Below are 21,542 nucleotides of genomic sequence, written 5' to 3' on the forward strand. Positions count from 1 at the left end.
CGATACAATCTTTGCGGCGCGCTGTCCTTCCTACGCCGGGCCCGGATGAGAAACCTTTGAAAATCCTGATCGAAATGCGTCCGGCGTTCGAGGCTTTTGCGGGCATTCCGCAGGAAGTCCGCCTGCTGTTCCGCGGTCTCAATACGCTGCTCGGCACTGACGTGTTTGGCCTGCTGCAGCATGGCGGGCGAACATTGGCCCGCGGCACCAGCCGCAAAAAAGAGAGACGCGCGCTGACAACGGACGAACGCTTCAAACGCTATTCAAACGTGGTGATCTCGACGAACAACATGGTGGCGGAACGGCCGTTTGCGCGGTCCATCGCATATTTGCAGCGGCGGCTGAAAAGCACCACTCTGCTTCTGCGGCAGTTTATCGGACGTGACCATATCCAGCTGACGGATTTCAAATCCGCGGGGTTTGAGGATTTTAACTGGCGCACATTGTTCGCGAAGACCCTTCCCCCGGCGGACTTTGCGGACCTCGCATCGCGCGACCATCTGGTGTGCCGCACGCCGTGGCGCGTCATGCATCAGGTCGGCATTTACTCCCTGAATTTCCGCCGGATCGCACGCTATCCGAAACTCGTGACGGACGGTTTCGACGTCATGATTGGCCAGACCCCCTATCCCGGCCGCGTGAGTGCGGGCACGGCCCTTGTTGTTCGTTACCATGACGCCGTTCCGCTTTTCATGCCGCACACCATTCCGGAGCAGGTCCTGCATCAGGCGCAGCATTATAACGCGCTGCGCGCGAACGTGCAGCAGGGCGCTTGGTTCAGCTGTGTTTCCGAGGCGACGCGCGCCGACCTGATCCGCGCCTTTCCCGACGCCGAGCCCCGCGCGGTCACCATCCATAATATGGTGTCGCACAATTACTTTACAGAGCCACGCCGGCCCGAACGCGTGCACGAAATCATCCGCTCACGCCTTTATGAACGGTCTGGCTGGCTCCCCACATTTTCGGACGCGGGGACCAAATCGAAATTCTACCGCAGCCAGATTGGGGAGACGTCTCCCCAATATCTGCTGATGGTCTCCACGATCGAGCCGCGAAAAAATCATGCGCGGCTGATTAGTGCGTGGGAGGCGCTGCGGGCCGGTCACGATGCCGATCTGAAACTGGTCATCGTCGGCACGCTTGGGTGGAACAATGACCTGATTCGCGATCAGCTTGTGCCCTGGCTGGAGCGCGGCGATGCGTTTCTACTGAATAATGTGCCTGCGGCCGACCTGCGCTGCCTCTACGCGAATGCGCGCGCCACCGTCTGCCCCAGCTATGGCGAGGGGTTTGACTATTCAGGCGTCGAGGCGATGGCGTCGGGCGGCGTGACGGTCGCCTCCGACATTCCCGTCCACCGCGAAGTCTATGGCGATGCAGCCCTGTTTTTCGATCCCTATTCAACGGCCGCACTCACCGGGCAGCTTGAAAAACTGCTCTATCGGCCCGGCGCGGATGCCCGCAGGTCGGATATGGAAACAGCGGGACAGGAAATCGCGGCGCGCTATACGCCGGAACAGATCCTGCCCCAGTGGGAGAGTTTCCTGCGGCGCGTTACCGCGCGCTAGCGGCGGGCGCGGCCCGCCACTTGCTGACGGCCCAGCCGAGCAGCGCGATGACCGTGAACGCCAGCAGTCCCTCCTGCGCACCGGCATCCGCGCTGTCGGGAAACGCGCCGCCGAACCAGTTCACCAGCTGCGCGGCGAGCAGCAGGACACCGAAACCGCCCAGCAACCAGCTTCCCCTGCGCGAAATGGCCGGGCGGCCGCGCGCATATAGCCACAGACCCGTTACAAAAACTCCGATCTCCAGCGGGATCGCAATGGCGGGCACGTCCCACAGGCCAAGGCCCAGCAGGGGCGGACGGCCCGCCAGCGTCAGGTCCGGCACATGTGTCAGCAGATCAAGCAGCCAGTGCGACAACACCACCGCGCCGCCCAGCAGGCCCGCGACCCGGCTGCGAAAGATCATCCCCGTCAGGATCGCGAATCCCGCCGCCCAGACGACCGTACCAAGCAGGCTGTGCGTATAGGGCATATGATAAAGGTCGAAGGGGCTGAGCGCCGTAAATCCGGGGATGATGCGAAAGGCCTCCACATCGGCCAGCACGAAACCGAAAAAGGCAAAGTCCGTCAGCTGCGCCGCGATCAGCAGCACCGGCAGCGGCGGCGCCTTCTCATGGGCCGCCGCTGCGAGCGCAGGCCCGAAATGACCGATGAACATGCCTAGCGTCCGTGCCCCTGAGGGGCGCCCTCCGGCAGCGGGATCGCTTCGTCGTCATCGCCGGGGACGACCGGGAAGCGGCCCTCTTTCCAGTCCGCGGCGGCCGCGGCAATACGGTCCTCCCGGCTCGACACCAGATTCCACCAGATGTGGCGCTTGCCCACAGGTGCGCCGCCCAGCAGCATGACAATGGCGTCACGGGCCGCCCTGACTTCGATGGGCGTATCGGTGCCGACCGTGACCATCGTGCCCTCATCGACCGTCTCGCCCAGCAGCTCCACCTGCCCGCGCACGACGTAAAGCGCGCGTTCGACATGCCCGTCGGGCAGCGGGAACACCGCCCCCGCCTCTGCCTCGACATGCACATAGAAGATCGGTGCGGGATAGCGCACCGGCGCCCGCTCGCCATACGCATCGCCCGCGATCAGGCGGCCCGCCGCGCCCGGCCATGTGATTTCCGGCAGCTCATCCGCAGCGATATGGTCAAAGCTCGGCTCATCCTCTTCATGGTCGGCGGGCAGGGCGACCCAGGCCTGGATACCCTCCATCCTCTGCCCCGACGCTTCCGTCTCGGCAGATGTCCGCTCTGAATGGACAATGCCTTTGCCTGCGACCATCCAGTTCACCGCGCCCGGGCGAATCGCCTGTTCCGTCCCCAGCGAATCGCGGTGCATGATCTCCCCGTCGAACAGGTAGGTCACTGTCGCCAGCCCGATATGCGGGTGCGGGCGCACGTCAAACCGCTGTCCCGGTGCGAAGGTCGCCGGGCCCATATGGTCGAAGAAGATGAAGGGGCCCACCATGCGCTGACGCGCGCTCGGCAGGACCCGGCGCACATGGAAATTGTCGCCCAGGTCCTTTTTCCGGCCGGTGATCTTCATGCCGTCTAAGCCTTCAGTTCGCGCTTCAGCGTCTTGCGCATCGCATCGCCATAGGGGGGACGGAACCCGGCCAGCTTCGCCAGGTCGATCTTCGGCTGCGTATAGACGGCCTTGGCGTGGCTGAAGGTCCTGAACCCGTCATGGCCATGATAGGCCCCCATGCCGCTGGGGCCGACGCCGCCGAACGGCAGGTCCTCCGCCGACACATGGAAAATGACATCGTTCACCGTCACGCCGCCAGAAACGGTCTTGCTCAGCACAGCCTCTTCTTCCGCCGGGTCATCGCCGAAATAATACAGGCCGAGCGGACGGTCATTGCCGTTCACATAGGCGATGGTCTCGTCGGCGCTGTCATAGGTCCTGATCGGCAGGATGGGACCAAAGATCTCCTCCTGCATGACTTTCATATCCTCGGTCGGATTGCGGACGATATGCAGCGGCATCTTGTTGGTGTTCGCGGCCTTGAAATCCTCATTGGCCGGATTGACCTCGACAACGTCCGCGCCTTTTTCGCGCGCATCCTCGATCAGGCCCTGCAGCCGCTCATAATGGCGGCCATTTACGATTGAGGTATAGTCATCGTTGGAAATCAGCGTCGGATACATTTCGGCCGCCGCCTTTGTCAGGCCGTCGACGATGGCCTGCTCCTGCGCCCTCGGCACCATCATATAGTCGGGCGCCAGGCAGATCTGCCCGGCATTCAGCATCTTGCCCAGCGCAACGCGCCTGGTGGTGCGTTCGATATCGGCACTTTCGCCAACGATAACAGGCGATTTTCCACCCAGTTCCAGCGTCACCGGCACCAGATTGTCCGCCGCCGCGTGCAGGATGTGCTTTGCGATTCCGGTCGCGCCGGTAAAGATCAGATGGTCGAAGGCCAGGCTGGAAAACGCCTTGCCGACATCCGGCCCGCCATTGATGAAGGCCAGTTCCGTCTCATCGAAATATTTCGCCGCCAGGCGTGCCATCAGATCGCTGGTTTCAGGCGTGAATTCGGATGGCTTCACCATCGCCCGGTTACCGGCCGCGAAGATCTGCGCGAGCGGACCAAAGGTCAGGTTCACCGGAAAATTCCACGGGCTGATGACGCCGACGACGCCAAGCGGCTGATATTCGATCCGTGCCTTCGCACCCAGCAGGTTCAGCGGGAAATCGACCTTACGCTTCTCCGGCTTCATCCAGTCGTCCAGATGTTTCAGCGCATGCTTCATCGGCGTGATCGAGGACATGATGTCCGTGAACTGGCTCTGCATGCCGCTACGATGGCCGAAATCGTCGGACATCGCCTTCACCAGTGCGTCCTTATTATCGAGCACGAGCGCTATGCCGCGCTTCAGCCGGTCCCGGCGAATCCCGGCACTAACGGGCAGTTCGGCGGTTGCCGCCGCGCGCTGCCGCGTCAATATATCGTGCATATCGGCGGCCTGTGCATTTTCGGTCGGTGCCAGCTGCGTTGCCATCATGTCTCTCCCTGAGATTATATTTGAGGGAGACTTAGCAATTCAACACGCCGCCGTCACACTGCGCGCCTTGGCAGGTATGGGACACCCTCAGCCTGGAACGGCAAATTCCAGTTCGCGGCCAAGTGCGGCCAGATGCGGCCCCAGCTTCTTGGGCTTTGCGCCGTGCATGACCCGGTCCTCGACCATGTGCGCCGCTTCGGCGAAACCGGTCAGGCCGTAGCATCTGGCGATATCGCCGAGGGCGTGCAGCTCGTTCTGAAACGCATATGGGTCGAACAGGCCGGTCATCGCCTGCAGGCGGCCTTCCAGTTCCTCGCGGACCGCATCGAAGTCGTTCATGTCCATGTCCGCGTCACTATACCGCTCCCGATTGCCGCAGGATTAAGCGGCACGATTAATGCCGTTATAAGGTTTCGGACGATGGCGACCGAACTCCCTTCCGCATCCGCATCCGCGCGCAAGATCATCCATATCGACATGGACGCCTTTTTCGCCAGCGTGGAGCAGCGCGATGACCCGAATCTTCGCGGCAAGCCCGTCGCCGTGGGCGGGGCGAAGGCGCGCGGCGTGGTCGCCGCCGCCAGTTACGAGGCGCGCGTCTTCGGCGTGCGCTCGGCCATGCCCTCCGTGACGGCGAAGCGCCTGTGCCCGGATCTTATCTTCGTCAAATCCCGTTTCGACGTGTACCGGTCGGTATCGCAGCAGGTGCGGGAGATCTTTCGTGCCTATACGCCGCTTGTCGAACCGCTCTCGCTCGACGAGGCGTATCTTGACGTCACCGCCCTTGGCCGCCCCGCCACCGACATCGCCGGCGAAATCCGCGCGCAAATCCGGGAAGTGACCGGCCTCACCGCGTCGGCGGGGGTCAGCTACAACAAGTTCCTCGCAAAACTGGCCAGCGATCAGAACAAGCCCGACGGCATGTGCGTCATCCGCCCGGAGCAGGGCGCCGCCTTCGTACAGTCACTTCCCGTAAAGCGCTTCCACGGCGTCGGCCCCGTCACGCAGAAAAAGATGCAGCGGCTCGGGATCGAAACCGGCGCCGATCTCGCCGAAAGGGACATGGCCTTCCTGCGCGCGAATTTCCGCAGCTCGGCCGAATATTACTACCGCGCCGCCCGCGGCATCGACGACCGCCCGGTACGCGCCAGCCGCACGCGCAAGTCGATCGGCGCAGAGCGGACCTTTTTCGAGGACCTGTCGACGGCGGAGGAGCTCTCGGCCGCACTCGACGACATCATCGAAATTGTCTGGGAACGCATCGACGCGAATGACGCATCGGGCCGTACCATCACGCTCAAGATGAAGTTCGCCGATTTCCAGCAGATCACCCGCGCCCAAAGCTTCGCCGCCCCCGTCGCCGATAAGGCCGTTTTTGCAAAGGTCGGGCGCGAACTGCTTGCGGACCAGCTGCCAGTGCCGAAAGGCGTCCGGCTATTGGGGCTGACACTTTCCGGCCTCGTCGGGGCGGCAAAGATCAAGACACCCAAAGAACAGCTAAGCCTTGGCATCGAGTGAGCGGCAAGCACCCGGCAAAGCCTGAAAAGACGCAACACCCCAACCTCGATCATCCTGAGCGTAGTCGAAGGACGCACCCGGCGCACTGCAAAACCACCGTCGCCATACAATTGTGCGTCCCGCGACGACGCTCGGGAAGATGGAATTCAGGACATCACATCAGCAGATTCATACTTCCCGCGAGAATCCGACGCCAACGATCCTAAAGCTTCGGTAAGGTCACCCCGCGCTGTCCCTGATATTTTCCCGCGCGATCGGCATAGCTGACCTCGCACGGTTCATTGCCCTTCAGGAACAGGAACTGGCACGCGCCCTCATTGGCATAGACCTTGGCGGGCAGCGGCGTCGTGTTGGAAAATTCCAGCGTGACATGCCCTTCCCAGCCGGGTTCCAGCGGCGTGACATTCACGATGATCCCGCAGCGCGCATAGGTCGATTTGCCAAGGCAGATGACCAGCACATCCCGCGGGACACGAAAATATTCCACCGTCCGCGCCAATGCGAAACTGTTTGGCGGAATCACGCAGCAATCGGTCTTGCGGTCAACGAAGCTGTTGGCGGCAAAGTCCTTGGGATCGACGACCGCGCTGTCCACATTGGTGAAAATCTTGAACTCGTCCGACACCCGCGCATCATAACCATAGGACGACAGCCCATAGGAAATCGTCCCCTCACGCCGCTGGCTATCGACAAACGGCTCGATCATCTCATGCTCTTGCGCCTGCTGGCGTATCCATTTGTCGGACATGACGGACATGGTCGGGCTTATCCTTTGATGTGCAGCACGCAGATGAGGGTGAACAGGCGGCGGGCGGTGTCGAAATCGACGTCGATCTTACCGGACAGGCGCTCGATCAGCAGGTCGGCGGCGTCATTATGAATACCGCGGCGGGCCATGTCGATGGTTTCGATCTCGTGCGGCGTCGACTGGCGAATGGCCTGATAATAGCTTTCGCAAATCGCGAAATAATCGCGCACGGTCCGGCGAAACGGGCTGAGGGGGACGATGATCGTGTCGAGCTTCGCGCCGCCCTCGTCGCTGACATCGATGGCCAGCCGTCCATCCTCGACACGCAGCAGGATGCGATAGGGTCCCGGATATGCGGAGGCGGCCTCGGTCGCGACGTAGAAGCGATTGCCCTCCAGCAGGTCGAAAATCGCCACGCGGCGTTCCTGCTCGATATCGGCGCTGCGCCACAGGATGGTTCGGTCATCCAGGGCCACATCGACGATACGGTGGGTGGGAAGGGGCTCGCTCACGCCGACGCTCCTAGGCGCTCGCATTGCCGGTTGCAAAAAAAAGGGCCGGTTCACGCGAAAATGCGAACCGGCCCCCTTCGTGATCCTGCCGACCTCAGAGAATCGCAGGCATGTTGTCCAGCAGCGTAAAATCGGAAAATCCGCCCATCAGCAAGGCGATATCGTCATCACCGAGTTGCGCGACGAAATTACCTTTGTCGGCAAACACGGCGTTCAGCGGCTGAATATCGGCATCGATGCCGGGCACGCCGTCATGGTCATGATCGCCATGATTGCCCCCCTCATTGTCGTCGTGATCGTGATTGCAGTGGTCACCGCATCCGTCATGTCCGCACGGCCCGTGATCGTGACCACGATGGTCGAACACGTCGCCTTCTTCGGATCCGTTCGCGCCTTCTTCGAAAATGCGCACGTCGCGGATTTCGCTGGCACCCAGGCCATTGCCGGCATTGTCGTCATCATTGATGAAGGTCAGGTACGAGATGTCACCCTGAACATAGTCGCCAAGGCGGATCGTGAAGGTCTGCCATTCCCCATTGCCGGTATATTTAAAATCGCTGATGCCATAGCCGGATTCACCGAACAGGTTGAAATACTGGGTGGAGGCATGCTGGTTGTCGGTGTCGAAACCGACGCCCTGGATTTCGCCTTCCTTCAGCGCGCGGAAAGAGAAGGTCAGGATCGTGTCCGCCGTCACTGAATAGTCGGTTTCGACCTTTTTCCAGCTATTGCCATCAAGGCTGATCGTGTTGCCGGACACCGTGAAGGCATCGGGCGCGCGATCCTGGTTGGAATAGCTCGTGACCTGCAACGCGCTGAAGTCCAAAGGCGGCGCGACCGGATTGGGGTCGGGGTCTGGGTCAGGCGTGGGGTCAGGATCGGGAACCTGACCATCCTGGTAGATGGAAACATTGGCAAATTCGCTTCTGCCCAGACCATTGCCAGCGTCGTCGTCATCGTTGATGAACGTGAGGTAGGAGATATCCCCGTCGACATAATCGCCAAGGCGGATGGTGAACGTCTGCCACTCACCATTGCCGGTATATTCAAAATCTCTGATGCCCCAGCCGGCCTCGCCGAACAGGTTGAAATACTGGGTGCTCGAATGGCGATTATCAGTGTCAAACCCGATGCCATGGATCTCACCGAGCTGTGAACTGCGGAACGAGAACGTCAGCATGGTGTCAGCGTCGATATTGTAATCGATTGCCAGCTTCTTCCAGCTATTGCCCGTGAACGTCAGTTGATCGCCGTCGACGGCAAAGGCATCTGGCGATCGGTCCTGGTTGGAATAGCTCGAAATATCGGCCGCTTCGAAATCAATGATCGCGCCATCCGGTTTCGGAGCGGGGTCTGGATCTGGCACAGGGTCCGGGTCAGGGTCAGGGTCCGGGTTCGGTGCGCCAGCGATGAGGGTGAGAACTTCTGCATAGGACAAGGTCTTGTCGGAAAAGGCGAACTGCTCGACATCGTTGAAGACGTGGTCAAGGCCCTCGCCGAGGATGGTCACACCGCCGGTGACCTCCTGCACGGTCACCTCGGTGGAGGCCGCGCTGATCTTGACGATGTCTAGGCCGCTGCCGCCGCGCACGATATCATTGCCGAGACCGCCATGGAAAACATCATTGCCGCTGCCGCCCTCAAGCGTGTCATCCCCGCCAAGGCCGTACAACACATCATTGCCGGCGCCGCCCTTCAGAATATTACCCAGCGCGTTACCGGATAGCGAATCATTGCCGCTACCACCGACGCCGTTTTCAATCTTGGCACCGTAGGCGATCGCGAAATTCAGCGTCAGACCGACGCCGACATCGGAATAGGCACCCTCGGCAAGGTCGAGGCGCTGGTCGGCGGAGAAGCCGGACAGGTCGATCGTGTCATTACCGGCCCCATCCCAGATGGTCATGACCGGACGTGCATTCACCGTGAAATCATAGATATCATTACCGGCATTGCTGTTGAAACCATATGTTGTGTCGCCAGCGCGGGTGGTGAAGTCGGCGCCGTATTTTTCCTGAATCGCCAGAATGTCGTAGACCATTGGCGTCTGCACGCGGACGTTACCGTTTGAGTACCAGTCAGCACCGGTATTGGACGAATTGAAATAGGACATCACCGTGAACTGCCAGGTGTCCTCGGTATACAGCCAGCCGGTCTTGGTATCGCCGTAGCGCGGCGACCCGCCATTATAATTGCCGGCATGGTTGAGGCCGAGTGCGTGACCGATTTCGTGGATGATCGTCTGGAAGCCATATTCGCCGACGTCCGGATCGCGCAGCGTGGAGTTCCCCGCATTGAGCCAGACGGAACCATTCATGCGGTCGCTTGAAGAGACCTCACGGCCGACGATGCCGGGAAAATAGGCATGCGCAAAGCCGATATTACTCGTTGTCTGACTGAACTTTATATCGCCCACATTGGGGTCGGCCGATTCGACAAAGCTGGGTGCGATCAGGTCGTCCCAAAGCTCAAGCGCCTTGCGCGATGACGCTTCCTGTTTGGCATTGAATGCTTTCCAGCCGGATTCTTCGCCGCGGCCTGACGCGAAAGCCGAGCTCGTGGTAAACCCGAAGCTGATTTCGTCAACCTTACTCCCGTCGAGATGATACCAGCGGCTGGTCGTGTTCAGCTGGTCAACGAGTGCAGTATTAATTGGCATGGTACGCGAGCCCTCTTGCGAAGATAAAATTAATATGAGCAGGGGCTAGCGCGCAGAAGATAACCACACGTTAAACGTCAGCCTAAAACCGGGTCCCCACCCACGTTCAGGCGTCGCCATACGGAAAAAGGGGTCACAAAAAAGGCTCCGCGCGGTCAGGCGCACCGGTTTAGCGATGAACCGAAGACGCACGGCAAATCAGCGCTATTTCTTTGCGTTTTCGCTGCGGAATCGAAAGGATTTCGCAAGATATTCGTCATAAAGCCATATGAGAAGATGCTTAATAGCCAATATCGCGGTTTCACGGCTGGCAAAGATCGCGCACGTGCCGGTACCGCTCGGGATGACATGCTGAGCCGACAGGAAAACCACAAAATTGCGGCCGGCGGCGAAAAACGAAAAAATTGTTCCGACGATCGACAAAAAAGGCGTGCCCATCGAACGTGAGTTCGAATCCTCAAGAGAATCGGGCAGGGGTTCGAACGAAATGAGAATGGCGCGCCCGGAAGGATTCGAACCTCCGACCCCCTGATTCGTAGTCAGGTACTCTATCCAGCTGAGCTACGGGCGCGCACTTTCGAGGTGGCGGCACTTAGGGCGACCATCGCCCGGGATCAAGTCCGCTTTCCACCGGCCACATCATGCCGGGGGCTTGCTGTCGGGTTTGTCCGGCTTATGAGTCGCGGTCATGGCTGTCCGATACGCGCTCTTGATCCCACTGATTCTGCTGCCCGCCTGCGCCAGCGGCGGGGACGGGGCGTGGCCCAGCCTCGCCCACCGCCCGGGAGAGGGTGTTGCTCCGGGCCCGTGCGCGTCGCGTACATCGCTGACGGCGCGCCCTGCGACGCCCGCGCCGGCGCCGCGCGCCGTCCCTGACATTCTCACCGGTTCCAGCACTGGCACGGCGGCACCGCTGACGGCGCAAATGAGCGCCGAGCTCGCGGACATTCGCCAGGCGTGGGAAGCCGCCCGGGTGCGGACCGCTCAGCGAATCGCCGCCGCCGGTCCTCCCGGGTCGGAAAGCTGGGGGACCGCGCAAATCGCCCTCAGCCGATTCGAAGCGGTATTCGCCCGCACCGCTGGCATCGACGCGCAGCTGGCGACGGACCTTCCCAATCGGGCGCTGGGCATGGATGTCGATCCCGAACGCGCGCGACTGGCGCGTGACCTTGCGGCGTTTCGCGACGCGCATATGGGCGCCTTCAACGAATTTCGTGATCGACTGGAACAACCGGCTACGGCGAACGCAGGCGGCAGCGCGCCGACAATATCAGCGGCACCGGCGGCGTCAGAGGCATTGCGAACAGACGAAACCGCCATGAAACCCACATGCGCCGCGCGGCAGGGCGGCTGACAAGTCGCGCAAGACGACTTCCCGCCGGATTTCCATCCCGGGCAACGGAATGGCCCCGCTCAGGCGAAAGAGTCGGCGAAATATCCGTCAAGGATGCGCACATAGATTCGTGCCAGCGCTTCGATATCCTCCACGGCGGCATGTTCACCGACCTTGTGCATTGATGCACCGACCAGGCCGCATTCCACGACGGGGCAGAAACTGCGAATGAAGCGCGCGTCGGACGTACCGCCGCTCGTTGACAGCTCAGGTGCGGCGCCGGTCTCCGCCGAAATGGCGTCAGCGATCAGCGACGAAAATGCACCTGGCGGCGTCAGGAACGATTCGCCCGATATGATCGCCTCCACCTCGGCATTCTCACTGACGTCAGCGGCGGTTTCGCGCATCCAGTCCACCAGCCCCGCGCCGCTGTGCATATCGTTGAACCGGATATTGAGCCGTGCCTCGGCCATCGCCGGGATGATGTTATGCGCCGGGTTGCCGACATGGAGGTCGGTCACTTCCAGATTCGACGGCTGGAACCAGCTATTGCCCTCGTCCAGCACCCTATGCTGCAGCCGCGACAGGATCTCGGTCAGCGGCGGGATCGGATTTGACGCCATGTGCGGATAGGCGACATGCCCCTGCGCGCCCTTGACCCGCACCCAGGCATTGACGGAGCCGCGTCGGCCGATTTTCACCATATCGCCCAGTTTGCCGCGGCTGGTCGGCTCTCCGACCAGACAGTGATCGGGCACATGCCCGTTTTCCGCCATCCACTTCAGCAGCAGCTTCGTCCCGTAGGTCGCCGGGCCTTCCTCGTCCCCGGTGATGACCAGGCTGATACTGCCAGCATCCGGCCGCACCGCTTCGGCGGCGCTGACGAACGCGGCGATGGCGGATTTCATGTCGGACGCGCCGCGCCCGACCAGCATGCCGTCCTTCACCTCTGCGGCGAAGGGATCGACATCCCACTGCGCCCGCTCGCCCGGCGGCACGACGTCAGTATGACCGGCAAAGGCGAAATGCCGCCCGCCGCCGCCATGATCGCGCCGCGCGAACAGATTATGGACGGGGCCGTCCGGCGCTTCGCCCCAGACATGACGCCAGACGGAAAACCCCGCCGCCTCCAGCGCCCCCGCCAGCACATCCTGCGCCCCCTCATCCAGCGGCGTCACGCTTGGGCAGCGGACCAGCGCCTGTGCGAGCGGTAGCGCGGCGCGAAGCCCGTCAGGCACGCAGCAACTCGTTGACGCTCGTCTTCGACCGGGTCTGCGCATCCACGCGTTTCACGATGACGGCGCACGCCAGGCTGGGGCCGCCCTTGGGATCCGGCAGCGTGCCGGGCACCACAACGCTATAGGCGGGTACATGGCCGCGGAAGGTCTCGCCCGTCGCGCGGTCGATGATCTTCGTGGAGCCGGTGATGAAAACGCCCATGGCAATCACGCTGCCTTCGCCGACGATGACGCCTTCGACCACTTCGGACCGGGCGCCGATAAAGCAGTTATCCTCGATAATCGTCGGATTCGCCTGCAGCGGCTCCAGCACGCCGCCAATGCCTGTCCCTGCGGAGATGTGGCAGTTCCTTCCGACCTGCGCGCAGCTGCCGACCGAGGCCCAGGTGTCGATCATCGTGCCGTCGCCCACATAGGCGCCGATATTTGTGAAGCTGGGCATCAGGACGACGTCATGGCCGATATGCGCGCCGTGCCGGACGATGGCACCCGGGACAGCGCGAAAGCCCGCCGCGCGGAACCGCGCCGCGTCCCAGTCGGCGAATTTCGACGGCACCTTGTCAAAGCTGTTCCCGGTGCCGTCAGCGCCCTTCATCAGGCGGTTGTCGTTCAGGCGGAAGGACAGCAGCACCGCCTTTTTCAGCCACTGGTGCACATGCCATGATCCGTCGATCTTCTCCGCGACGCGCATCCTGCCGGAATCGAGGCCGTCGAGCGCGGCATTGACGGCCTCCCGTACGTCGCCTTGTGTATCGGTGCCAAGATCGGCGCGCGCGTCCCACGCCGTGTCGATTGTCTGTTCCAGTGTCATGTCATGTCCTTCGTAACGCGCGCGAGCCAGTCACCCAGATCATCGATGACCAGGTCGACGCAATTCATGTCCGCGCAATAAGCCGCCGATTCGCTGCCATTGTCTATCCATACCGTCCTCATGCCGAGCGCCTTGGCCGGTGCCAGGTTCCGCGCCATGTCCTCGACGAACAGGCTGCGCTCCGGATCGATATCGTGACGTTTGCACATGCCGCGATAGGCACCGGGTTCCGGTTTCGGACGATAGTCCATGGCGTGGATGTCGTGCACCGCCTCAAAATGCGCGCCGAGACCAAGTCGGCTGAGGACTTTGTCGGCATAAGCGACGTCGCCATTGGTGAAGACGAACTTGCGACCGGGCAGCGCCGCAATGCCCGCCGTCACGCGGGCATCCTCGGTCAGCGCGCTCATGTCGATATCATGGACATAATCCAGAAATCGCTGCGGTGTGACGTCATGTTCGTCCATCAATCCGCGCAGGGTCGTGCCATGTTCGTGGAAAAACGCCTTCTGAATGCGCCGCGCCTCGCCCCGGTCGACGCCAAGTTCCTCGGCGATGAAAGCGCCCATACGCTCATCGATATGGGAAAACAGGTTCACGCTCGCCGGATAGAGCGTGTTGTCCATATCGAAAAGCCAGGTGTCGATGCGGGAAAGGTCGATCATTGCGTCCCGCGCATAGTCGGAATGCACGGGTTCAGCAATTCGACATAATTACTCACGTATAGCTATGTGATCGTTTCCATCCTTGCGTGTCAGGCCCGCGAAATGAAGAATAAGCTCTCCGCACTCCTGTGCGTCTGCGCGCTGTCGGCGCTCGTCTCGGCCTGCGGCGGCGGGGGCGGCAGTTCGGCCAGGCCGATCACGCCCGCGGCGCCCACCCCAACGCCGGCCCCGACACCGACCCCGACACCGCCCCCCTCGAATTTCAACACCGCTGAATATCGCAGGTCCAACGCCGCCGTGACGGTCGGTGCCCTTACCGCCTATGAGGCGGGCGCATTTGGCGCGGGCGTCAAGGTCGGCGTGATCGATTCCGGCCTCAACACGACCAGCCCGGAATTTGCCGGCCGTGTGGATCCGGCCAGCCGCAATCTGAACACCGGCGCCAGCCTGCTCGACAGCGACGGCCACGGAACGTCCGTCAGCGCCGTCATTGCCGCCGCCAGAAACAATTCATCCGTCCAGGGCGTCGCTCCCGAAGCCACGCTGGTCGTCACCAAGGCCGATTCGATCGGCAGCTGCACCAGCGAAGACGGGTGCACATTCGCCGACACCGATATCGCGACCGGCATCGACATCTCGCGGGAGGCGGGCGCGCGCGTCGTTAACATCTCCCTCGGCGGATCGGCGGCAGAGCCGGTATTGCGCCGCGCCATCGATCGCGCCACCGCGGCCGACATGATTATCATTATCTCGTCGGGAAATGACGGCGAGGACAATCCGGATCCGCTGGCGCTCGTGGCGCTGACGCCAGAGGCGCGCGGACGCGTGATCATTGCCGGTGCGCTGACGCCGGAAAACACCATGGCGACGTTCAGCAACAAGGCCGGAAGCGGCCGTCGCCATTTTTTCGCCACCATCGGCGAAAGCGTCGTTTCTTTCGATCAGACCGGTCAGCTGTTCGAATTCAGCGGCACGTCCTATGCCGCGCCCGGTATTTCCGGCGCGTTCGCCCTGCTATTCTCCGCATTTCCGAACCTGTCGGCCGATGACGCCATCGAGATTCTGCGCACCAGCGCCCGCGACCTCGGCGCAGCCGGTGTCGATGCCGAATTCGGCCAGGGCCAAGTCAATATTGCCGCCGCCTTTCAGGCGCGGGGCCAGACCAGCCTTGCGGGCAGCAGGACGCCGCTGGCGAATGACAATGATCCGCTCGCGACCTTTGGCGGCGCTGCGGGGGACGGTGGCAAATTCGGTACATCGCTCGGACAGGTGATCGTGCTCGATCGCTATGGCCGCGCCTTCACGGTGGGCATTGGCAACCGAGTCGCCGCGCGCGCCGCCCTCGGGAAGCTGATCGGTCCGCTATTGGCGGAGAGCCGCTCCGCGCGCACCGGATTCGGGCCAGCGGCGCTCACCCTCTCGCTCGCCGGCGGGCGATCGGGCCTGTTCGCGTCCAGCCTGGAGGCGCAGGCGCTCGATGCGCGCGCGGGCGGCGGCAGGGCGCGAACACCGGTAAACGGCTATGTCACCGGCAGCCCCGCCCCGGGCCTTGGCGCCGCCTTTGGCTATGGCGTCTCGCCGCGCGCGCTGCTCGGCACGCTGGCAACGGGGAATAGCGGACCATCCTGGCTCGCCAGTGATCAGCGCTTCGGCGATGACGGTATCGTCAGCCAGGGGGCCGCGGCGGTCAGTCACGAATTTGGGCCGTGGACACTGGGCGCAGCCGCAGGCACGGGCAGATCCTTCGCCTCGCCTGCCGATAGACGGTCCACGGCGGACGACGCCGCGCTGACGGCGTCCCGGCTGGCCCTGCAGGCATCACGGACATTCGGTCAGGCGCACCTATCGCTCGGCTATGAACGGCTCGGCGAAGCGGGCAGTTTTCTCGGTTCGCGTGGCAGTGACGTTCTTGGCATCGCGGGGGCAGACAGTGATTTTCTTGCCGCCCGTATCGATATCGTATTGGCTGACGGCTGGTCGTTCGGCGCCGACATGCGCGGCGGCCTGACCAGTCTCGACGTCGTCACTGGCGGTCTCACCCGGTCGTCTGAACGCCTGCGGTCCAGCGGTTTCGCCTTTGACCTCAGCCGCCGCAATGCGTTCATGGCCGGTGACATGCTCGGTCTGAAACTGTCTCAGCCGCTCCGTATCGAAGGCGGCGACATCACGCTCGCCCGGCCGACGGCCTATGACTATGCGGCCCGCGCGCCGATCTTCACCCTGACGCGCGCGAACCTTACGCCGTCGGGCCGGGAAATTGCCGTGGAGGCCGCCTATGAACGGCCGGTGATGGGCGGCGCACTGCAGGCCAATCTGTTTTACAGGAACGAGCCCGGCCACCGCGCGCATGCGGACGCGGATATGGGCGCGGCGATCCGCATCGAAACCCGTTTCTAGGCAGGACATCCCGGCCATCGACGCGTAAGGGGCGGCGATGGCGACCATCTACGAGATATCTGCCGAGGAGCGGCGGCGCGGATTTTACGCAGGCATCGGGGCGTATCTGCTGTGGGGTCTGATGCCGGTTTACCTGAAATTGCTGGAGCCCATGGCCGCCGCGAGCGTCCTTGCGCACCGCGTTCTGTGGTCGGCGCTGCTGCTGATCGCGATCGTCGCCATCATCGGAAAATATGACCGCGTGCGGGCGGCCGTGACGGATATCCGCCTCCTGATGTGGTTACTCTTTTCCGCCGCGATGATCGGCGGCAACTGGTACCTTTACACATGGGCGGTACTGAACGAGCGCGTGCTTGACACCAGCCTCGGTTATTTCATCCAGCCGCTCATCAATACCGCTCTCGGCGTCGTCCTGCTCGGCGAGAAAATGGGCCGCTGGCAGTGGGTCGCGACGGCGCTGGCCGCGGTCGGCATTGGCGTCATGACCATCGCGCAGGGCGGCATACCGCTTTTGTCGCTCGGCCTCGCGACCTGCTTCGCGCTTTACAGTTTCGCCCGCAACCGCGCGGCGGTCGACGCCGTGACCGGGCTGATGATCGAGACCGCGCTTCTTGCCCCCATCGGTATCTGGTGGCTGCTTGCGGCTGAGGGCGGCCTGTTCGTTCCCGACACCGGCCTGATGGTGCTGCTGATCCTGTCGGGAGCCGTCACCTCGCTTCCGCTTGGCCTGTTCGGCCACGCGGCGCGCCGCCTCAGCCTGACCGCGCTCGGATTCCTGCAATATCTCGCCCCCAGCTGCGTGTTCCTGCTGGGCGTTTTTGCCTATGATGAGCCGATGACACCGATACGGCTTCTCGCATTCGCATTCATCTGGGCCGGTCTTGCCGCTTTCTCCTACGGCAGCTTTCGCCGCCGCCCGGTCGCCGCTAAGGCTTGAGGGATGGACAAGATTATCATTCGCGGCGGTAACCGCCTGTCGGGCCGCATTCAGATTTCCGGTGCGAAAAACGCGGCCCTCACCCTCATTCCGGCGGCTCTCCTCACGGAAGAGCCCCTGACGCTCAGGAACCTGCCGCGCCTCGCCGATGTCGATACCTTCGGACATCTGGTGAACCAGCTTGGCGTTTCGACGGAAATCGAGGGCAAGCGCCCGGAAGTCTTTGGCCGCGTCATGACGCTGAAAGCCGGGCGGATCACATCGACGGAGGCGCCCGCGGACATCAACCGCAAGATGCGCGCCTCGATCCTTGTCCTGGGACCGCTGCTGGCGCGCATGGGCCATGCGCGGGTGCCGCTGCCCGGCGGCTGCCAGATCGGCGCGCGGCCCATCGACCTGCATCTGAAGGCGATGGAAGCCTTGGGCGCGGACATCGAAATTGGCGCGCATTTCGTGACCGCCACGGCAAAGGACGGGCTGAAGGGCGGCCTTGTCAAATTCCCGACCGTTTCGGTCGGCGCGACGGAAAACGCCCTGATGGCGGCCGTTCTTGCGCATGGCGAAACCATAATCGAAAACGCCGCCCAGGAACCAGAGATTACCGATCTTGCGCAATGCCTGATCGGCATGGGTGCGAAGATTTCCGGCGTCGGCACGGCGACGCTTACGATCAAGGGCGTCACCAGCCTGCACGGCGATACCTATTCCGTCATGTCGGACCGGATCGAGGCGGGCAGCTATGCCTGCGCCGCCGCGATTACGGGCGGCGATGTCGAACTGGTCGGCGCGCAGCCGGAAACTTTCGAGGCTGTTATCGAGAAGCTGCGCGCCGCCGGTGTCAGCATCGAACCGACCGAGGACGGCATGCGTGTCCGCTGCGACGGCGATATCCAGCCGCTCACGATCGAAACGCAGCCATTCCCTGATTTTCCGACCGACATGCAGGCGCAGATGATGGCCATGCTGACGCTCGCCAAGGGAACCAGCGTGCTGACCGAAACGATCTTTGAAAACCGCTTCATGCACGCAGGCGAGCTGGAGCGCATGGGCGCGCAGGTCGAGGTTGCCGGACGCACGGCGACGGTGCGCGGGGTCGACGCGCTGAACGGCGCGCCCGTCATGGCGACCGACCTTCGCGCCTCCATGAGTCTCATCATCGCCGGCCTTGCCGCCAGGGGCGAAACACAGGTCCTGCGCGTGCATCATCTGGACCGCGGCTATGAGCGGCTAGAGGAGAAGCTGAGCGCGGTCGGCGCGGATATCGAGCGCGCCAGCGGCGACTAAGCCGCCTTCGAAAGACTTGACCTGCGCGCGCTTTGGCGTGTCTAGTCCCTGTTCTGTACTGCGTACCGCCACCATTGCCCGCAGGAGAAGGCCGGGATGATCGCAGGCCCGACGACGTCAGATCCGGAAGAAATCGCACGCATTCGCGAACGCCGCGCGCTGATAGCAGAGATTCACGGCGATCATTCCTGGCCGTCGCACGCACGCGCCGGTGATGGCGGCCCGGCACCTGGCCCCACACTTGGCCTGGCGCTTTCGGGCGGCGGCATCCGCTCGGCGACGCTCTCGCTTGGCATATTGCAGGCGCTTTCGCGCCAGAAGCGGCTGTGCGACTTCGACTATATGTCCACTGTGTCCGGCGGCGGATATATGGGCAGCTTCATCGGCCGCCTGTTCCGCCATACCGGGGCCGAGCTGAGCGCTGCCGGGGACGATGCGCGCGCCGCCGCCGCCGCCCGCTCGAAATTCGCGCACAATATCCTCGCGACCGACGTCAACGCGCTGGAGGTGGACATACACGGCCAGGCGCGCGGCGGCGCGAGACAGGGGCGTTTCTGGAAGAACCCCATCTGGTGGCTGCGTGAACATGGCCGTTACATGGCGCCGAACGGGCCGAGCGACCTGGGCGCCGCGCTCAGCTATATGAGCCGTAACTGGCTGGCGCTGACGATGCTCTTCATGTTCAGTATCGCCGCCGTCTTCATCTTTCTGATCGCGGCGACGCATGGCCTCGTCGCCATGCTCGATAAATGGCCCGCCCTGCACGAATTTGTCGGGCCGGGCGATCAGCCCGCATTGCGGCTCAGTCCCGGTTTCCTCTTCATACCGGTCTTCGCGCTCCTCGCCCTCGCGCAGGCGATGGCCTATTGGTACACCGTGCCGATCCGGCGTTTCCCATCCGAGGGGCGAACCGGTTTCCGCGCGTTCGCCATCTTTTTACTGGCCGGGATCTTGATGGCGCTCCTTGTCATCGCCGCCAGCGAGTATCTGGCGGGCACGGCCATCGCTGCGGCGCTCGCATTTGATCTCTGGATCGTCGACAAGATGAAATTGGGGTCTCCGCTGGCCTGGTTCCTCGCGCTGACGGCCAGCGTCCTCATTCTCGGCGCGGTGATCGCGGGGGCGATCTGCTGGTTTCGAAGCGGGGACGACAGAAGCGTCGGCGACCTTCGCCGCCGGATCACCCGGGGGGCGGCGACGGTCAACACGGTCCTGATGGGGCTGCTCACATTCGCGGTGATCGACACGGCCGCGCTTTCCCTTCTCACGCTCGGTCAGGGGGAGGGCGTAAGGCTCAGCATAACGGGCGGCACGATCGCTGTTCTGACCCCGATCGCGACATGGATGGCCAACCGCCTCCTGAAAGGCGGCCCGAAAGAGGGCGGCGGCATGCTGGCGAAACTCAGCAAATACGGCCCGGTCATCGCGCTCGTCTTCGGCCTCCTGATGTACACGGTCCTCGCCGTCGCCGGTACCGCGATGGCCCACGCGCTTTACTGGCCGACCATCGCCTGGCCCGCCAGCGGCACGCAGGCGCCGCAGCTCGACGCCGTTCTCATGACGCTCGGCCTCTTCGCATTTGCTTTCTCGCTGATCGGCCTCGCGACGAATTTCATCAACATGTCGTCGCTGCACAATCTCTATGCCGCGCGTCTGACCCGCGCCTATCTGGGGGCTGCGAATCTGCAGCGGCTGGGGCCGACAAGCCAGGACAGGCCGCCGCCAAAGGTGACGGAAAGCCACCCGCTCGATGACATGGAGATCGCCGACTATCAGGCACAGATCAACGCCGCGCCCATGCATCTGATCAACACCACGCTGAACGTCACACGCGACCCGGCCCAGCTGGTGGCGCGGGATCGCAAGGGGCTACCGGCGGTTTTCGGTCCCAGCGGCCTGACCATCGACGGCGCACGCGCACGCGAAACCGGAACCGACGCACATTTCGGCTGGGACGAGCTTGCCAATGCCGAGACGCTCAGCGTCGGCCAGCTGTGCGCGATTTCGGGCGCGGCGGCCTCCACCGGCATGGGCCAGATGACCAGCGTCGGCACCGCCATGGCGATGACCTTCGCCAATGTCCGGCTCGGCTATTGGTGGAAGGTGAAGGACACCATCCGCAGCGCGCATGCCGGCTGGGACCGCTTTCCCTTTCCCGGCTGGACCTACGACTATCTGCGCCGCGAGATGACCGCGCGGTTCCACCGCAATACGGAGCGCGTCTTCCTGTCGGACGGCGGGCATTTCGACAATTCCGGCGTTTACGAGCTGCTGCGCCGCGGCGTCGGCACCATCGTCGCCTGCGACCACGGACAGGATGTGGGCGGCAGCTTTGGTGACCTGGAAAACCTGATCCGCAAGGCGCGCGTCGATCTCGGCCTGTCCATCAACGCCGCTGCGCCCGGCGAAGTGGAGGCGCTGTTCGGTGCCCGTACCGCATTACAGTTCATGAATGCGACCAGCGACTGGCGGCAGAATGCGCGCGGCGGCGGACGGCAGAAGGCGCTGCTCCTCAACGCCTATGCCCGCGACCCCGAAAATCCCGGCGGGCAGATCCTGAAACATGCCATCATCTGGCTGAAACCCGGTCGTTACCGCGACATGCCGCATGACATTGTCGCCTTTGGGAAAGCGCATCCCGATTTTCCGCAGGAATCCACCATGGACCAGTTTTTTGGCGAGGCGCAGTGGGAGAGTTATCGCGCCGTCGGCTATGCTCTTGTGATGGCACTGCTAAGCGGAAGATATGGCGATCCCGACCTGTTCCGCAAACTGGCGGACTGGGTCGCCAGCGTACCGCGGTCCCGCCCCGACGAGCACATCCTCGAACATGCCATAAGGGAATAGCGGATGGCCGACGAGATCTACGCCGA

Annotated in this window: 17 protein-coding genes and 1 tRNA gene; 7 read left to right on the forward strand and 11 right to left on the reverse strand. The window is 62.9% G+C overall.

The window, feature by feature from the left end; all coding sequences use genetic code 11:
• Positions 1-56 precede the first annotated feature (56 nt).
• Entirely contained in the window at positions 57-1,568 is a 1,512-nt protein-coding gene (locus KCG44_RS02845; protein ID WP_218444077.1) for a glycosyltransferase family 4 protein, read from the forward strand.
• Here KCG44_RS02845 and KCG44_RS02850 read toward each other — a convergent pair.
• From KCG44_RS02850 to KCG44_RS02865, 4 genes are all read right to left on the reverse strand, one after another.
• Positions 1,555-2,223 (reverse strand): metal-dependent hydrolase, encoded by a 669-nt coding sequence (locus tag KCG44_RS02850; protein ID WP_218444079.1) that lies wholly within the window; start codon positions 2,221-2,223, stop codon positions 1,555-1,557. The genes KCG44_RS02845 and KCG44_RS02850 overlap by 14 nt on opposite strands.
• A 2-nt stretch (positions 2,224-2,225) precedes the next feature.
• Positions 2,226-3,104 carry a pirin family protein gene (locus KCG44_RS02855; RefSeq protein ID WP_218444080.1) on the reverse strand — a complete coding sequence of 293 codons (879 nt, stop codon included), beginning with the start codon at positions 3,102-3,104 and terminating at the stop codon, positions 2,226-2,228.
• 5 nt (positions 3,105-3,109) lie between these two features.
• Complete coding sequence (locus tag KCG44_RS02860) at positions 3,110-4,564, reverse strand: coniferyl aldehyde dehydrogenase (RefSeq protein WP_218444642.1); 1,455 nt, start codon at positions 4,562-4,564, stop codon at positions 3,110-3,112.
• A gap of 90 nt (positions 4,565-4,654) precedes the next feature.
• Positions 4,655-4,912: a hypothetical protein gene (locus KCG44_RS02865; protein WP_218444081.1), complete on the reverse strand. Its 258-nt coding sequence runs from the start codon at positions 4,910-4,912 to the stop codon at positions 4,655-4,657.
• A gap of 75 nt (positions 4,913-4,987) precedes the next feature.
• On the opposite strand from KCG44_RS02865, the gene dinB reads away from it, so the two are divergent.
• A complete protein-coding gene (gene dinB / locus KCG44_RS02870) occupies positions 4,988-6,085 on the forward strand; it encodes a DNA polymerase IV (RefSeq protein WP_218444082.1) in 1,098 nt (365 codons plus the stop codon).
• Between the two features lie 202 nt (positions 6,086-6,287).
• On the opposite strand, the gene dcd is transcribed toward dinB, so the two are convergent.
• From dcd to KCG44_RS02890, 4 genes are all read right to left on the reverse strand, one after another.
• Positions 6,288-6,842: a dCTP deaminase gene (dcd, locus tag KCG44_RS02875; protein WP_218444083.1), complete on the reverse strand. Its 555-nt coding sequence runs from the start codon at positions 6,840-6,842 to the stop codon at positions 6,288-6,290.
• Positions 6,843-6,850: 8 nt separating this feature from the next.
• Entirely contained in the window at positions 6,851-7,369 is a 519-nt protein-coding gene (locus tag KCG44_RS02880) for a UPF0262 family protein (RefSeq protein ID WP_218444085.1), read from the reverse strand.
• 70 nt (positions 7,370-7,439) lie between these two features.
• On the reverse strand, positions 7,440-10,004 hold the full coding sequence (locus KCG44_RS02885; protein ID WP_218444086.1) for a M10 family metallopeptidase: 2,565 nt from the start codon (positions 10,002-10,004) through the stop codon (positions 7,440-7,442).
• Between the two features lie 494 nt (positions 10,005-10,498).
• A tRNA-Arg gene (locus KCG44_RS02890) sits at positions 10,499-10,575 on the reverse strand.
• 117 nt (positions 10,576-10,692) lie between these two features.
• Between KCG44_RS02890 and KCG44_RS02895 the strand changes: the two genes are divergently transcribed.
• Positions 10,693-11,358, forward strand: coding sequence for a hypothetical protein (locus tag KCG44_RS02895; protein WP_218444087.1), 666 nt, complete (start codon positions 10,693-10,695; stop codon positions 11,356-11,358).
• A gap of 59 nt (positions 11,359-11,417) precedes the next feature.
• Here the strand turns inward: KCG44_RS02895 and dapE are convergent, their stop codons facing one another.
• The 3 genes from dapE to KCG44_RS02910 are packed head-to-tail and all read right to left on the reverse strand — an operon-like array spanning position 11,418 to position 14,051.
• Entirely contained in the window at positions 11,418-12,575 is a 1,158-nt protein-coding gene (dapE, locus tag KCG44_RS02900) for a succinyl-diaminopimelate desuccinylase (protein ID WP_369411917.1), read from the reverse strand.
• On the reverse strand, positions 12,568-13,386 hold the full coding sequence (gene dapD, locus KCG44_RS02905) for a 2,3,4,5-tetrahydropyridine-2,6-dicarboxylate N-succinyltransferase (RefSeq protein WP_218444090.1): 819 nt from the start codon (positions 13,384-13,386) through the stop codon (positions 12,568-12,570). The genes dapE and dapD overlap by 8 nt, the downstream gene beginning before the upstream one ends.
• Positions 13,383-14,051, reverse strand: a complete 669-nt coding sequence (locus KCG44_RS02910) for a pyrimidine 5'-nucleotidase (protein WP_218444091.1) — start codon at positions 14,049-14,051, stop codon at positions 13,383-13,385. Before KCG44_RS02910 ends, dapD begins: the two co-directional genes overlap by 4 nt.
• A gap of 102 nt (positions 14,052-14,153) precedes the next feature.
• Here KCG44_RS02910 and KCG44_RS02915 point away from each other — a divergent pair, with 102 nt between their 5' ends.
• The 4 genes from KCG44_RS02915 to KCG44_RS02930 all read left to right on the forward strand — a co-directional run bounded on the left by KCG44_RS02915 (position 14,154) and on the right by KCG44_RS02930 (position 21,516).
• Positions 14,154-16,448 carry a S8 family peptidase gene (locus tag KCG44_RS02915; protein WP_218444092.1) on the forward strand — a complete coding sequence of 765 codons (2,295 nt, stop codon included), beginning with the start codon at positions 14,154-14,156 and terminating at the stop codon, positions 16,446-16,448.
• A gap of 37 nt (positions 16,449-16,485) precedes the next feature.
• On the forward strand, positions 16,486-17,385 hold the full coding sequence (rarD, locus tag KCG44_RS02920; protein ID WP_218444093.1) for an EamA family transporter RarD: 900 nt from the start codon (positions 16,486-16,488) through the stop codon (positions 17,383-17,385).
• A 3-nt stretch (positions 17,386-17,388) separates the two neighbouring features.
• Positions 17,389-18,669, forward strand: a complete 1,281-nt coding sequence (gene murA, locus KCG44_RS02925) for a UDP-N-acetylglucosamine 1-carboxyvinyltransferase (RefSeq protein WP_218444095.1) — start codon at positions 17,389-17,391, stop codon at positions 18,667-18,669.
• 96 nt (positions 18,670-18,765) lie between these two features.
• Positions 18,766-21,516 (forward strand): patatin-like phospholipase family protein, encoded by a 2,751-nt coding sequence (locus tag KCG44_RS02930; protein ID WP_218444096.1) that lies wholly within the window; start codon positions 18,766-18,768, stop codon positions 21,514-21,516.
• Positions 21,517-21,542: the final 26 nt, after the last annotated feature.

It is taken from the genome of Pacificimonas pallii (assembly GCF_019204005.1).
Lineage (GTDB): Bacteria > Pseudomonadota > Alphaproteobacteria > Sphingomonadales > Sphingomonadaceae > Pacificimonas > Pacificimonas pallii.